12 protein-coding genes are annotated in these 12738 nt (G+C 56.7%); 9 read left to right on the forward strand and 3 right to left on the reverse strand.

Features of this window, described 5'->3' with window-relative positions; all coding sequences use genetic code 11:
• Window positions 1-50: 50 nt before the first annotated feature.
• Window positions 51-650 (reverse strand): DUF1134 domain-containing protein, encoded by a 600-nt coding sequence (locus ABJZ52_RS15700; RefSeq protein WP_348184718.1) that lies wholly within the window; start codon window positions 648-650, stop codon window positions 51-53.
• A 169-nt stretch (window positions 651-819) separates the two neighbouring features.
• On the opposite strand from ABJZ52_RS15700, the gene ABJZ52_RS15705 reads away from it, so the two are divergent.
• The 7 genes from ABJZ52_RS15705 to ABJZ52_RS15735 all read left to right on the forward strand — a co-directional run bounded on the left by ABJZ52_RS15705 (window position 820) and on the right by ABJZ52_RS15735 (window position 7918).
• Window positions 820-1266, forward strand: coding sequence for a YHS domain-containing (seleno)protein (locus ABJZ52_RS15705; protein WP_348184720.1), 447 nt, complete (start codon window positions 820-822; stop codon window positions 1264-1266).
• 105 nt (window positions 1267-1371) lie between these two features.
• A complete protein-coding gene (locus tag ABJZ52_RS15710; RefSeq protein WP_348184722.1) occupies window positions 1372-2016 on the forward strand; it encodes a histidine phosphotransferase family protein in 645 nt (214 codons plus the stop codon).
• Window positions 2017-2150: 134 nt separating this feature from the next.
• The gene (locus tag ABJZ52_RS15715) at window positions 2151-4925 is read left to right on the forward strand and encodes a hybrid sensor histidine kinase/response regulator (protein ID WP_348184724.1); all 2775 of its coding nucleotides are present in this window, start codon (window positions 2151-2153) and stop codon (window positions 4923-4925) included.
• A complete protein-coding gene (locus tag ABJZ52_RS15720) occupies window positions 4922-5407 on the forward strand; it encodes a chemotaxis protein CheW (RefSeq protein WP_348184726.1) in 486 nt (161 codons plus the stop codon). The genes ABJZ52_RS15715 and ABJZ52_RS15720 overlap by 4 nt, the downstream gene beginning before the upstream one ends.
• Before the next feature lie 42 nt (window positions 5408-5449).
• A complete protein-coding gene (locus ABJZ52_RS15725; protein ID WP_348184728.1) occupies window positions 5450-5815 on the forward strand; it encodes a response regulator in 366 nt (121 codons plus the stop codon).
• A 19-nt stretch (window positions 5816-5834) separates the two neighbouring features.
• On the forward strand, window positions 5835-7052 hold the full coding sequence (locus ABJZ52_RS15730; RefSeq protein WP_348184730.1) for a chemotaxis response regulator protein-glutamate methylesterase: 1218 nt from the start codon (window positions 5835-5837) through the stop codon (window positions 7050-7052).
• The gene (locus ABJZ52_RS15735; protein WP_348184732.1) at window positions 7049-7918 is read left to right on the forward strand and encodes a protein-glutamate O-methyltransferase CheR; all 870 of its coding nucleotides are present in this window, start codon (window positions 7049-7051) and stop codon (window positions 7916-7918) included. The genes ABJZ52_RS15730 and ABJZ52_RS15735 overlap by 4 nt, the downstream gene beginning before the upstream one ends.
• A 60-nt stretch (window positions 7919-7978) precedes the next feature.
• Here ABJZ52_RS15735 and ABJZ52_RS15740 read toward each other — a convergent pair whose 3' ends face one another.
• Window positions 7979-8887 (reverse strand): LytTR family DNA-binding domain-containing protein, encoded by a 909-nt coding sequence (locus ABJZ52_RS15740; protein ID WP_348184734.1) that lies wholly within the window; start codon window positions 8885-8887, stop codon window positions 7979-7981.
• A gap of 324 nt (window positions 8888-9211) precedes the next feature.
• On the opposite strand from ABJZ52_RS15740, the gene ABJZ52_RS15745 reads away from it, so the two are divergent.
• Window positions 9212-10183 carry an MBL fold metallo-hydrolase gene (locus ABJZ52_RS15745; RefSeq protein ID WP_348184736.1) on the forward strand — a complete coding sequence of 324 codons (972 nt, stop codon included), beginning with the start codon at window positions 9212-9214 and terminating at the stop codon, window positions 10181-10183.
• 147 nt (window positions 10184-10330) lie between these two features.
• On the opposite strand, the gene ctrA is transcribed toward ABJZ52_RS15745, so the two are convergent.
• Window positions 10331-11023, reverse strand: a complete 693-nt coding sequence (gene ctrA / locus ABJZ52_RS15750) for a cell cycle two-component system response regulator CtrA (RefSeq protein ID WP_153771958.1) — start codon at window positions 11021-11023, stop codon at window positions 10331-10333.
• A 372-nt stretch (window positions 11024-11395) separates the two neighbouring features.
• Here ctrA and fliI point away from each other — a divergent pair, with 372 nt between their 5' ends.
• Window positions 11396-12721: a flagellar protein export ATPase FliI gene (gene fliI, locus ABJZ52_RS15755; protein WP_348184738.1), complete on the forward strand. Its 1326-nt coding sequence runs from the start codon at window positions 11396-11398 to the stop codon at window positions 12719-12721.
• Window positions 12722-12738: the final 17 nt, after the last annotated feature.

A 12738-nucleotide genomic window follows, 5' to 3' on the forward strand; every position in this document is an offset into this window, starting at 1 on the left:
CCGGTCAATTCAGCCAAGTTCTAACGTCGCGCTAATTTGGTTTTGCTGCTTCAGAAGGGGTTCCAGGTCGGTTTGTCGGTGAACTTCAGATATCCCATGTTGACGCCCAGGCGAGCACCAACGCCGGCCCGTACCGGCACGACGACGATGTCGTGGTTCGTTAGCACGGTCATGCCGACACCTCCGATCAGATAGGCTGAGCCATTGACGCCGAGAAAGCGGTTGTAGATCGCCTCGATCGAGGGAAGATCATAAACCAGCATCATGGTACGTGCGCCGTCGCCGCCGAAATCCCAGCCCACCGAAGGCCCCTGCCAGAAAATCTTATGGGTGCCGGCGTTGCGGGTATAAAGGTTGCCTTCGCCAAAACGTGCCCCAGCGACGAAGGCACCTGAGCCTTCCTCCCCCAGAATGTAGCCATTGGGTTCGCCAAATTGACTGAAGGCCCGTTCGACAACCGAGGCAAGTCCGCCTGAGACCGATCCAAAGAACTGATGGCCTGCCGTCACGATTTCATCTTCGCCGTAGGTTTGCGGCGGCAGCGTGCTTCCCTGATCAGCTCGCCCGTCCAGAGTGGTGGCGGAAAGGACGCCAAGCGCGAAAAGAGCCAAAAGAGCTCTCTGTGCGAAGGTAGTTGCGAGCCAATTCATTAAGCCGGTCTCCTGTGCAGAGGCGTTTCGCTACGTCCGGGGCGCGGGACAGTGCGCCATGATGATGTAGAGTCTACTGGGTTCGATCGATGATTCGCCTTGTCGATCGGAAGAATCAGGAAGCGAATCAATGCCAAAGTGTATTGTAAATAGGTCATGTGTGTGGCTGATGTCCGCAGTGACGTGCCTTGGCATCATGATCCTTGGCGAAAGTTTCGCACGTCCCCAGATTTTTATTCCCGATCCCATTGCCGGTTATGCGATTGGCGGGCACGATCCGGTTGCCTACTTCGTGGACCGGCAGCCGCGTCAGGGAAGCCGCAAGCTGGAATTCAAATGGGGTGGTGCCGAGTGGGTTTTCGTCAACAAGGGCAATATGGAGGCTTTTAAAAGGGCCCCAGATACTTACGCTCCCTTGTTCGCAGGCTGTGGGGCTTATGCCCTGTCGGAAGGTTTCGCTACGGCCGGCAATCCCTTCATTTTCGCGCTGGTCGATGGAAAGCTCGTTTTCTTCCACTCTGTCGTCAATCGTTTCTTGTTTGTCGTAAATGCCAAGCAGCTAATGGCCGATGCCGAGGTCCACGCGCAGAAAACCGGGTGTAAACCTGCTTTGTAAGTTCCGCCTCCGGCTTGGCAGCGTAGTCTGTCGTGTGTATCCCTGAATTAACTGTCATTCGAATCACCCTGTCGGCCCTGCGCCCTTGAAGAGCTTTGAAACGCCATGTCCGAACTCAAAGAACTTTCCTCGCTTGATCTTTCCGCTCTGGTGGCAAGTCGTGTGTGTCACGACATCATCAGTCCGGTCGGAGCGATCACCAATGGCCTCGAGGTTCTGGACGAGGAAGGCTCTGAGGACATGCGCGAGTTCGCCATGGACCTTATTCGCAAGAGTGCGCGCCAAGCTTCCGCAAAGTTACAGTTTGCTCGTCTTGCGTTTGGCGCTGCGGGTTCAGCGGGAGCCGAGATTGACCTGGGTGATGCGCAGGTGGTCGCGACCGGCTTCATGGAAAATGAGAAGTCGGATCTGGATTGGCAGGTTGCGCGGCACCTGATGCCGAAAAACCTGGTCAAACTTCTGCTCAATCTTATTCTCATCGCAAACCAGTGCGTGCCGCGCGGCGGTCAGATTTCTGTCCTTATGGAAGGCGAGCCGGGCAACCCGAGCTTTATTCTGACTGCGAAAGGGTTGAACCCGCGCATCCCTCTGGGCATGCAGGAAACTCTTTCGGGCGAAGAGCCTGAGCGTGTTGACGCCCATTCAGTTCAGCCGATTTATACCGTTCTTCTTGCGCGCGAATGCGGAATGTCTCTGGCCATGTCGAAGGAAGAAGACACAGTACGCATCACCGCTCAAAAGGCTGCATAGACATACTTTATAAAAGTCTTGGGGTGCTTCAGCGTATCTTAACTGTTTCGGCCCAACCTCACTGACATGGACATCCCGGTCCAGCCGCCTCCAGTAGGCGCGGAACCAGTAACCAAGTCGGGTGAGCGCAGGCCATGGACGACCTCCTCAGGGAATTTATAACTGAGACAAATGAAAGTCTCGATGTTGTTGACGTAGAGCTCGTTAAGTTCGAGCAGGAACCCAACAACGCGACGATCTTGAACAACATTTTTCGTCTCGTTCATACGATCAAAGGAACATGCGGCTTTTTGGGCCTGCCCCGACTTGAGGGGATCGCGCATGCCGCCGAAACTCTCATGGGCAAGTTCCGCGAAGGGGTGCCGGTCACTCCCGAGGCGGTTTCCCTTATCCTGAGTTCGATTGATCGCATCAAGGACATTCTTGGCGAATTGGAAGCGGCTGAAGGCGAAGAGCCTACAGGCGACGACAGCGATCTGATCTCTGAACTCGAGCGCATGTCGATGAGTGCAGAAGCTGCCGTGAGTGGTGGTGAAGCTGCTGCGCCAGCCGAAGAGCCGGAAGCGGCCGCCGACGTGCTTCCAGAGCAGACCATGGAACGCGAATTGCGTCCTGGTGAAGTGTCTCTGGATGATCTAGAGCGTGCTTTCCGCGAAACCGAGATTGAGGTCGAGGTTGCTGACGGAGAAGCCGAGGCTCCTGCAGCTGCTGAAGAAGCAGCCGCGCCAGTCGAAGCTGCCGCACCTGCCAAGGTTGAGGCACCGGCCAAGCCAGCTGCCAAAAAGGCAGAAAAGGCACAGGACGAACCGGCGGAAAAGAAAGCCGGTGGTTCTTCCGTTTCCAATCAGTCGATCCGCGTTGCGGTCGATACGCTCGAACACCTGATGACGATGGTTTCCGAATTGGTGCTGACACGCAACCAGCTTCTGGAAATTGTTCGCCGTCATGAAGACAGCGAGTTCAAGGTTCCTCTGCAGCGCCTGTCCAACGTGACAGCCGAGTTGCAAGAGGGCGTGATGGCGACCCGGATGCAGCCAATCGGCAACGCCTGGCAGAAGCTTCCACGTATCGTTCGCGATCTCAGTCAGGAACTTGAGAAGCCGATCGAACTTGAAATGATCGGTGCCGACACCGAGCTGGATCGCCAGGTCCTTGAGATGATCAAGGATCCGCTGACCCACATGGTCCGGAACTCTGCCGACCACGGTCTCGAAATGCCTGCCGAGCGCCGCGAAGCCGGTAAGCAAGACAAGGGTACCATTACCCTTGCTGCTTACCATGAAGGCGGTCACATCATCATCGAAGTACGCGATGATGGTAAGGGACTGGATGTCGACAAGATCAAGGACAAGGTCCTTGAGCGCGGCCTCGCGACCGAAGCCGAAATCGACAAGATGTCGGACGCGCAGATCCACAAGTTCATTTTTGCCGCTGGATTCTCTACAGCTGCAGCAGTGACGAGTGTATCGGGACGTGGCGTCGGCATGGATGTCGTTCGCAACAACATCGAGCTGATCGGTGGTACTGTTGACCTGCGCTCCACGCCGGGCAAGGGCAGCAGCTTCATCATCAAGATCCCGCTGACGCTGGCGATTGTCTCGACCCTCATCATTGAGGCCGCTGGCGACCGCTTCGCAATTCCTCAGCTGTCGGTTGTTGAGTTGGTGCGTGTTCAGCACAATTCCGAACATCGTATCGAGCGGATCAAGGACACACCAGTCCTGCGTCTTCGCAACAAGCTCTTGCCGCTTGTGCATATGTCGCAGCTTCTGGGCATCTATGAAGGCGAGGACATCGAGAAGGCGATCGACGACGATAACGGTTTCATCGTTGTCATGCAGGTCGGTAGCCAGACCTTCGGTGTTGTCGTTGACGGCGTCTTCCATACGGAAGAAATCGTGGTCAAGCCCATGTCCACCATGCTGCGGAACCTCAACATGTTCTCCGGCAACACCATCTTGGGTGATGGCTCGGTTATCATGATCATCGATCCAAACGGTGTCGCAAGCGCGATGGCCAGCCATGCCTCCAGTGCGGTTGCCGAGCAGAGCGAAGAAGAGGCCGAAGATCTGACACGCAAGGCACATACAAGTCAGTCGTCTATTTCGCTGCTCTTGTTCCGTGCCGGTGCTCCAGAGCCCAAAGCGGTGCCGCTCTCCCTGGTTACACGCCTGGAAGAGTTCGAGGTCTCGAAAATCGAGCGCTCAAATGGTCGCGATCTGGTTCAGTATCGCGGTGCCCTGATGCCGCTGGTCTACATCAACGACGGCGATCAGCATAAGCTCGAGGGAACCCAGCCCATGCTGGTCTTCTCTGACAGCGGTCGCTCCATGGGCCTCGTTGTCGATGAGATCGTCGACATTGTCGAAGACAACATGAACATTGAAGTTGGATCCGAACGTCCAGGCGTTCTTGGCTCGGCTGTCATCAAGGACCGTGCAACAGAGATTATCGATCTCGGTTACTATCTCCCGCAGGCCTTCGAAGACTGGTTCATGCGCAAGGAAATGGACATTCAGGCCCTCACCAAAAAGGTTCTGTTCGTCGATGACAGCTCGTTCTTCCGCAACATGCTGACGCCGGTTCTGAAGGCAGCTGGTTACGATGTGACCACTTGTAACAGCCCGCGTCAGGCTCTCGATCTGCTGGAGGAGGGACGTCAGTTCCACGCCGTCGTCAGCGATATCGAGATGCCGGAGATCAACGGCTTCGAGTTCTGCGAAGCCCTTCGCAGGGATCCGCGCTTCCGGAACATGCCGGTCCTGGCCCTCTCGGCCATGGTCACACCGGCGTCGATTGAACGGGGACGCCAGGCCGGCTTTGACGACTATGTCGCCAAGTTCGACCGCCCCGGCCTCATTGCTGCGCTCAAGGATGTGTTCTCTGGTGAAATGGGAGTTGCCGCATGACCATGATCGAAAACAATGTTTCGGCTGGTGGTGACACAATTCAGTATGTCACCGTGGTGATTGGGGGCCAGCTGTTTGGCCTCCCGATTTCCCAGGTTCACGATGTGTTTGTGCCTGAAAGCGTGACGCGCGTTCCTTTGTCTGCTCCAGAAGTTGCGGGGGTTCTGAATCTCCGTGGACGGATTGTGACTGCGATCGACATGCGCCGCCGTCTCCATCTTCCGCCTCAGGAAGATGGTCAGATGATGGCTGTCGGTATCGAGTACAAGCAGGAAAGCTACGGTCTCGTCATCGACTCTGTTGGCGAAGTGCTCAACCTTCCGGGCAGTTCCGCAGAATCCAACCCGTCCAACCTGGACAAGCGTTGGGCCGAGATCTCAGGTGGCGTGCATCGCCTCGATGGCAAGCTGATGGTCATTCTGGATGTGGCCCGCCTGCTTGGCACGATGTTCCCAGAGCCAATGGCCGCGGCAGCAGCGTGATAATCGGCCGGCTTTGCCGGCCGTTCAACGGAGACAAACGAGATGAAACAATGTCTTGTCGTCGATGATTCAAGTGTCATCCGGAAAGTGGCCCGCCGCATCCTGGAAGACATGAATTTCGATATTACCGAAGCGGAAGATGGCCAGCAGGCTCTGGACGAATGCCGGAAGAGCATGCCGGATGCAATCCTTCTGGATTGGAACATGCCGGTCATGGATGGTCTGGAATTCCTGACCAGTCTTCGCGGTGAAGATGGTGGTGAAAAGCCAATTGTCGTGTTCTGCACGACGGAGAACGACGTGGCTCATATCGCCCGTGCGATCCGCGCGGGTGCCAACGAGTACATCATGAAGCCCTTCGACCGCGAAATCGTCGAAGCAAAGTTTCAGGAAGTCGGCCTCATCTAATTGCGACTGGACCCTGTAAATGGCCTTTGCACAACAAAATATGACGACCGGGGCCAACCCGGGCACGGACCCCATCCGCGTAATGGTTGTCGACGATGCCGTCGTTATCAGAGGTTTGCTGACTCGTTGGCTGGACTCTGATCCCGGACTTTCAGTCGTCGGATCACACAGAAACGGCAAGCTGGCCGTTGAAGACATTGAAAAGAGCAACCCGGACGTGGTTGTTCTTGATATTGAAATGCCGGAAATGGACGGCATGACTGCGCTGCCGCTGATGCTGGCGAAGAAGCGTGACCTCGTGGTCATAATGGCCTCCACGCTCACCAGGCGGAATGCGGAAATCAGCTTGAAGGCCCTGTCGCTTGGGGCTGCAGACTACGTTCCAAAACCGGAATCAAATTCTGAGGTGACAACCTCTGTCGATTTCCGCCGCGAATTGATCGACAAGGTCAAGGCGTTGGGCACTCGCGCTCGGCGGATGCGTGGACCTGGACGCACCATGCGGGCTGCAACAAATGCAGGACGGGCGGTTTCCCAGGCTCCTGTCGGCCGCTTGGCGAATACACGTGAACCGCTGCGGATGGCGCAGGGCGGAACAGGTGCGGCTGCGGCCCCGGCTGGCGCCTTCAAGCTTCGTCCCTACGCCGCGGTCAAGCCGAGGATCCTCGCGATCGGGTCGTCCACCGGCGGGCCTCAGGCACTTCAGCAGGTGATGAAGGACATTGGAACGGCCATTCAGGATGTTCCGGTCGTTATCACTCAGCATATGCCGCCGACCTTTACTGCGATTCTCGCTGAACACGTCGGAAAGGCGGCCATGCGTCCCGCGAAAGAGGGTGCACATGGTGATGTCCTGCAGCCGGGCAACATTTACGTTGCCCCGGGTGGAAAGCACATGATCCTCGAAAAGGACGCCGGAGCGGTCAAGATCTGTCTGACGGATGGTGAGCCTGTGAATTTCTGTAAGCCGGCTGTCGACCCACTCTTCGACAGCGTCGCCAAGATCTATGGTTCGGCGACCCTTGGTCTTATCCTGACCGGAATGGGGCATGATGGCGCAGCTGGCGTCAAGACGATTGCTGCAGGTGGCGGCAGCGTTCTGACCCAGGATGAAGCCACGAGCGTTGTCTGGGGTATGCCAGGTGCCGCCGCAAACACCGGGATGTGCAGCGACGTGTTGCCGCTTCCTGAAATTGGTCCCAAAGTAGCGCGCGTATTGAAGGGGAACGCACGATGACCCCGGCTGAGTTCGAGTATCTGAAGAAATTTCTCAAGGACAAGTCTGGTCTGGTCCTGTCCAACGACAAGCAATATCTGGTTGAAAGCCGCTTGCTGCCAATCGCAAGAACCGCGAAGCTCGATACGCTGAGTGGCCTGATCGGCAACATGCAACGCGGTGGTAACTCGAAGCTGGAAAACGATGTCATCGAAGCGATGACGACAAATGAATCGTTCTTCTTCCGCGACAAGACGCCCTTTGACCATTTCAACGAAACCATGCTGCCGGCGCTCCTGGAAGCAAGGGCACGTACACGTGCGCTGAAGATCTGGTGCGCTGCGGCGTCTTCGGGTCAGGAACCCTATTCCCTGGGCATTTGCCTCAAGGAAGCCGGCCCGAAGCTGGCAGGCTGGCGCACGCGCATCCTCGGTACGGATCTGTCGAACGAGGTTCTGGAAAAGGCCAAGGCCGGCCTTTACAGCCAGTTCGAAGTTCAGCGCGGCCTCCCGATCCAGATGCTTTTGAAGTATTTCGATCAGAAGGGCGACATGTGGCAGATCAACCCGGAAATGCGGGCGATGATCGAGTGGCGGAAGCTGAACCTTCTCGACAATTTCAGCCATCTCGGCGAATTCGACATCCTGTTCTGTCGCAATGTGTTGATCTACTTCGACCAGCAGACGAAATCGGAAATCCTCGACCGTCTTGCCAAGATGGTGCCAGATGACGGGTTCCTGGTTCTCGGTGCAGCGGAAACGGTCGTTGGGCTGACTGACGCGTTCAAGCCTGTCCCGGGCAAGCGTGGACTGTTTCAGCGCAAGCAGGCCGCGGCACGGCCGGGAGCAGTTGCCCCGAGACTGGTTGCAGGTGCATCCACGCGCTGAAGACCAGGCAATTGTCATGACTGAAAACACAGCGGCGACCTACGGGTCGCCGTTTGCTTTTCAGGCGCTCGCGCCGAAGCGCTCCATGGCACTCTTGGCGTTGCTGCGGCTCACCGGGACCGTCGACCCATCCTTCATCTTCAGGCGCAGGTTGCTGCCGTCTTTGTAGCAATGCTTGACCTCGTCATGGGCGACCCAATGGCTTCGGTGGACCTGGCTGCCCATTTCTTCGGGAAGCAGTCTCATCAGATCAGCAAATCGAAACAGGATCATGCGGGTTTCGCTCTCGCCGATAAGCCGGACATAGTGTTCCTGGGCCTCCGCTCGCAGCAGACGTGTTTCAAACGCCGGTTCGAGTTGTTGCAGGAAAGGCGTTGCTGGTGGTGACGTAGCCTCGCCGGAGGCTAACTCGCCTTCAGCGGGGGTGCCCGGGGGGGCTTGGCCGTGTCCCTCAAGTCCTGCCCCTTGCGGCTTCTCAGAAGAAGCTTTTGCGGCACTGGCCTCCGTCTCCGCTCCTTGCCGAAGGATCCAGGGGGCGGTGATCAGCAAGCAAAGTGCCAGATGGTTGTCCAGCAGAAAGCAAAGCTCATAAACAAAGATGACCAGTCTGTCGCCGACCGGGTGTGCATTTTGCGGGCCCTCGAAGGGAACACCGACCATTGGCAGGCGTTCGAGTTCCGGGAGACCCAAGATGATGTCCATGGCCGTGGTTGCAAGAACAAACGGGACGAGCGTTGTCAGGCAGGTTGCGAGAACCAGAGCAAAGCGATGGCGCTGCACGCCAGCGATCTGAACGGCGACCTGAAGGCCACCGACAAACAGGGCTGCCTCCAGTGCAATACGGACGAGCCAGTAGCCATAGGCGCCGAGAAGATGCCATCCGTTTGGCACGGCAATTTGGGTAGCAGCAATCAAAACGGCACTCAGGCCGCTCAGGATTGACAACTCCTTCAGGGGTAATGGAACCAAAATCGCCTCCGATGGTGTGATTTTCACCCTACCATCTAAGATGCATGAATGGGAGGTGCGTTCTAACGTATTGTCAGATATAATAAAAAGCGCTTGCTTTATTTTTTGTGCGCATTTCGTGAAGAAAACGGGTGGGCCACTTTCCGAAACAGCCCAGGGTGCCACATTCTCCTATGGAATTTGATCCGGTCCTGCGGCGGACCGCCCGCCTCTCTTACCCTGACGGGTTTGTGGAGGCGGGTAGCCGACCGACGCTGCCTCATTCTGTTTTCGAAACAGTAGAATGACTTCGGGAGGGGCCTTGACGAAAATCAGGAGAATGACATGAGCGATCTGAAGGTCGAGATTTCCCGCCGCGCCGCACTTCTGGGTGCAGGTGGCGCTGCTGCAGGTGCTGTTCTGGCGGGCTCGGGCCCGGCTTTTGCCTCTGCCGAAAAGCAGGGCGGTCTGTCCAATCCGGTTGCGCGCTACGGTGTCGGGGACTTCGAGGTCAACACCCTGCTTGACGGTGTCGTGCCAGCCGGTGACCCGCAGAAGACCTTCGGAATGGGTGTGGAGGCAGCCGAGTTCGAAGCTGTGTCCTCGGACAATTTTATTCCTTCTGACAGCTTCAAGGCCTTTTTCACCCCGACCCTGGTGAACACAGGGACAGAGCTGGTTCTGTTTGATACCGGCGTCGGTGAAGGTGGTCGCCCGGCACGCGGTAACATGCGTGCGGCGGTCGAAAGCGCCGGCTACACGCCCGAGCAGGTCGATATCGTCGTGCTGACCCACATGCATCCAGATCACATCGGCGGCCTCATGGAAGGCGGCCAGCCGGCATTTGCGAATGCCCGCTATGTGACGGGTGCGGCCGAATATGACTTCTGGTCCAAGATGGATCCGGAAGCCAATGGCGTGACCAAACTTATGGCGAAGAACGTCAAGCCGCTGGCCGAGAAAATGACCTTCCTGGAAGATGGTGGTTCCGTCGTCTCAGGTGTTACGGCCATGGCAGCTGGCGGTCATACGCCCGGGCATATGATCTACATGCTCGAAAGTCAGGGCAAGCAGCTTCTGTTGGCCGCAGACACTGCCAACCACTACGTCTGGTCACTGGCGCATCCTGATTGGGAAGTGCGCTTCGACATGGACAAGGGGGCTGCTGCTGCGACGCGCCGCAAGGTTCTTGGAATGCTCGCAAGCGACAAGGTGCCATTCGTTGGCTATCACATGCCGTTCCCGGCAGTGGGATACGTCGAGGCGGATGGCGACAACTTCCGGTATGTCGCGGAAAGTTATCAGCTTAGTCTCTAATGAGTGGCCCCACCATTCAACATTAGAGGCGCCAAGCGGCCGGGTCTTGATGACCTGGCCGTTTTTTTATCTGCGATCGCCCGGACAAACAAAAACCCCCGCCGGGGCGGGGGCTTGAAATAGCATCAGGACCGCCAGGTCCTGGGATCAGGCAGCCTGTTCGACTTCCGGTTCGCGCAGCACGTAGCCACGGCCCCAGACAGTTTCGATGTAGTTCTTGCCTGATGTTGCTGCGGCGAGCTTCTTGCGCAGCTTACAGATGAAGACGTCGATGATCTTCAGCTCTGGCTCGTCCATGCCACCGTAGAGGTGGTTGAGGAACATTTCCTTGGTAAGGGTCGTGCCCTTGCGTAGGGAAAGCAGCTCGAGCATCTGGTATTCCTTGCCGGTCAGATGAACGCGCTGGCCGCCGACTTCGACGGTCTTGGTGTCCAGGTTGACCTTGAGGTCACCGGTCACGATCACCGATTGGGCATGACCCTTCGAGCGACGGACAATGGCGTGAATACGTGCGACAAGCTCATCCTTGTGGAATGGCTTGGTCATGTAGTCGTCGGCGCCAAAGCCGAGACCGCGAACCTTGTCTTCGATGCCGGCATTGCCGGACAGGATCAAGATCGGCGTCTTGACCTTCGAGACCCGCAAGGTGCGAAGAACCTCATAACCGGACATGTCCGGCAGGTTCAAATCAAGCATAATAATGTCATAATCGTACAGCTTGCCGAGGTCGATACCTTCCTCACCAAGATCTGTCGTGTAGACGTTGAAGTTTTCAGACTTCAGCATGAGCTCAATGCTCTGTGCCGTCGCACTGTCATCCTCAATCAACAATACACGCATGCCAATCCCCTTATGTTGCCTTTCCTGGGCAAGTCGCAACGGCTCTGTCGGTGCCTGCTACGTAGGACTGTTGTTAACCCCGACCCAAAGCTAGTCGTTTATGGTTAACAAAATCTAATTCGCAGCGGCAAGCTCCAGGGGAAGTAATCTGTGAAAAACAGCAAGTTCTTGAGTCCGCAGAAAATTTCCGGAATCAAGAGGCTTAATGTTTTACATTAGGAAGCGGTGCTAACCGACTCCGTTCAGATTCATTCTCCACAAAACTGCTGGACCCTGAAATGGCTCTCGCCTGTCAACGTTCCGTTCATTAAGATTAAGCAGAGACGTAAACGATAGGTTACCAAAACCGTTAACTCCTGAAAGGAATTCGATTTGAAGTCGCTTTTTGCCGAAATTGATTCGCTTATGGCGACTGAAATTTACGGTCGGGTCGCCGCGGTACAGGGGCTTTTGGTGGAAATTGCCGGCCCTATCCACGAAATGAGCGTGGGTTCACGACTGATGATCGACAGTGGCGAAGACAACCCAAAAGTCCCGGCCGAGGTTGTGGGTTTCAGGGATAACCATGCTCTGTGCATGCCTTTCTCGGGTCTTGAAGGCGTCCGAATGGGCTGCAAGGCCGTGATCACTGCGCGTGACAGTGTTGTGCATCCGGCGAACGGCTGGCTGGGCCGGGTCGTCAATGCCCTTGGGGAACCTATCGACGGCAAGGGCGATCTGCCTGGCGGTGAGGTTCCCAGAAAATTGCGAAGTTCGCCGCCGCCGGCATCCGATCGTGCGCGAGTCGGCGGTCCTCTGGATCTTGGCGTTCGTGCGCTCAATACCTTTGTGACCTGCTGCGAAGGTCAGCGCATGGGCATCTTTGCCGGTTCTGGCGTCGGTAAATCCGTGCTTATGTCGATGCTGGCGCGCAATACGGATTGTGATGTCGCTGTCATTGGGCTGATCGGTGAACGTGGCCGCGAGGTTCAGGAATTCATCGAGGATGATCTGGGTGAAGAGGGCCTCGCCCGTTCGGTGGTGATCGTGGCCACATCTGACGAAAGTGTCCTGATGCGCCGGCAGGCGGCCTATCTGACCATGACGGTTGCCGAACATTTTCGCGATGAAGGCCAAAACGTGCTCTGCATGATGGACTCAATTACCCGCTTTGCCATGGCACAACGGGAAATCGGCCTTTCAATTGGCGAGCCGCCAACCTCGAAAGGCTATACGCCAACGGTCTTCACTGAGTTGCCGCGACTCCTTGAACGCGCGGGCCCGGGAAAAGTCGGGAGTGGTGCAATCACCGGTCTCTTCACGGTGCTTGTGGAAGGGGACAATCACAACGAGCCGGTCGCGGATGCCGTTCGTGGTATCCTCGACGGCCATGTGGTGATGGAGAGAGGGATCGCCGAGCGAGGGCGCTATCCGGCCATCAATGTGCTAAAGTCGGTTTCCAGAACGATGCCGCGCTGTGTGCCGTCAGAAAATCTGCCCGTCCTGCGCCGTGCCAAGCAGCTTCTGTCCACTTATACCGACATGGAAGAGCTGATCCGGCTTGGCGCCTACAGGAAGGGCTCTGATCCAGTTGTGGATGAGGCGATTGCCCGTTTCGAGCCGATGGAGGCCTTTTTGAACCAAGGCAAGGACGAGGCAACCTCACTTCAGGATGGTTATTTGCAGCTTGCCAACCTTTTGGAAATGACTCCGGGGTAGTATCGCTCTGCTAGGGG

The sequence above is a fragment of the Roseibium sp. genome, assembly GCF_039982295.1.
Classification (GTDB): domain Bacteria; phylum Pseudomonadota; class Alphaproteobacteria; order Rhizobiales; family Stappiaceae; genus Roseibium.

Excerpts from the sequence above, each read along its gene's own strand:
- ABJZ52_RS15700 (WP_348184718.1), bottom strand. The coding sequence starts at position 650 with ATGAATTGGCTCGCAACTACCTTCGCACAGAGAGCTCTTTTGGCTCTT.
- ABJZ52_RS15705 (WP_348184720.1), top strand. The coding sequence starts at position 820 with ATGTCCGCAGTGACGTGCCTTGGCATCATGATCCTTGGCGAAAGTTTC.
- ABJZ52_RS15710 (WP_348184722.1), top strand. The coding sequence starts at position 1,372 with ATGTCCGAACTCAAAGAACTTTCCTCGCTTGATCTTTCCGCTCTGGTG.
- ABJZ52_RS15715 (WP_348184724.1), top strand. The coding sequence starts at position 2,151 with ATGGACGACCTCCTCAGGGAATTTATAACTGAGACAAATGAAAGTCTC.
- ABJZ52_RS15720 (WP_348184726.1), top strand. The coding sequence starts at position 4,922 with ATGACCATGATCGAAAACAATGTTTCGGCTGGTGGTGACACAATTCAG.
- ABJZ52_RS15725 (WP_348184728.1), top strand. The coding sequence starts at position 5,450 with ATGAAACAATGTCTTGTCGTCGATGATTCAAGTGTCATCCGGAAAGTG.
- ABJZ52_RS15730 (WP_348184730.1), top strand. The coding sequence starts at position 5,835 with ATGGCCTTTGCACAACAAAATATGACGACCGGGGCCAACCCGGGCACG.
- ABJZ52_RS15735 (WP_348184732.1), top strand. The coding sequence starts at position 7,049 with ATGACCCCGGCTGAGTTCGAGTATCTGAAGAAATTTCTCAAGGACAAG.
- ABJZ52_RS15745 (WP_348184736.1), top strand. The coding sequence starts at position 9,212 with ATGAGCGATCTGAAGGTCGAGATTTCCCGCCGCGCCGCACTTCTGGGT.
- ctrA (WP_153771958.1), bottom strand. The coding sequence starts at position 11,023 with ATGCGTGTATTGTTGATTGAGGATGACAGTGCGACGGCACAGAGCATT.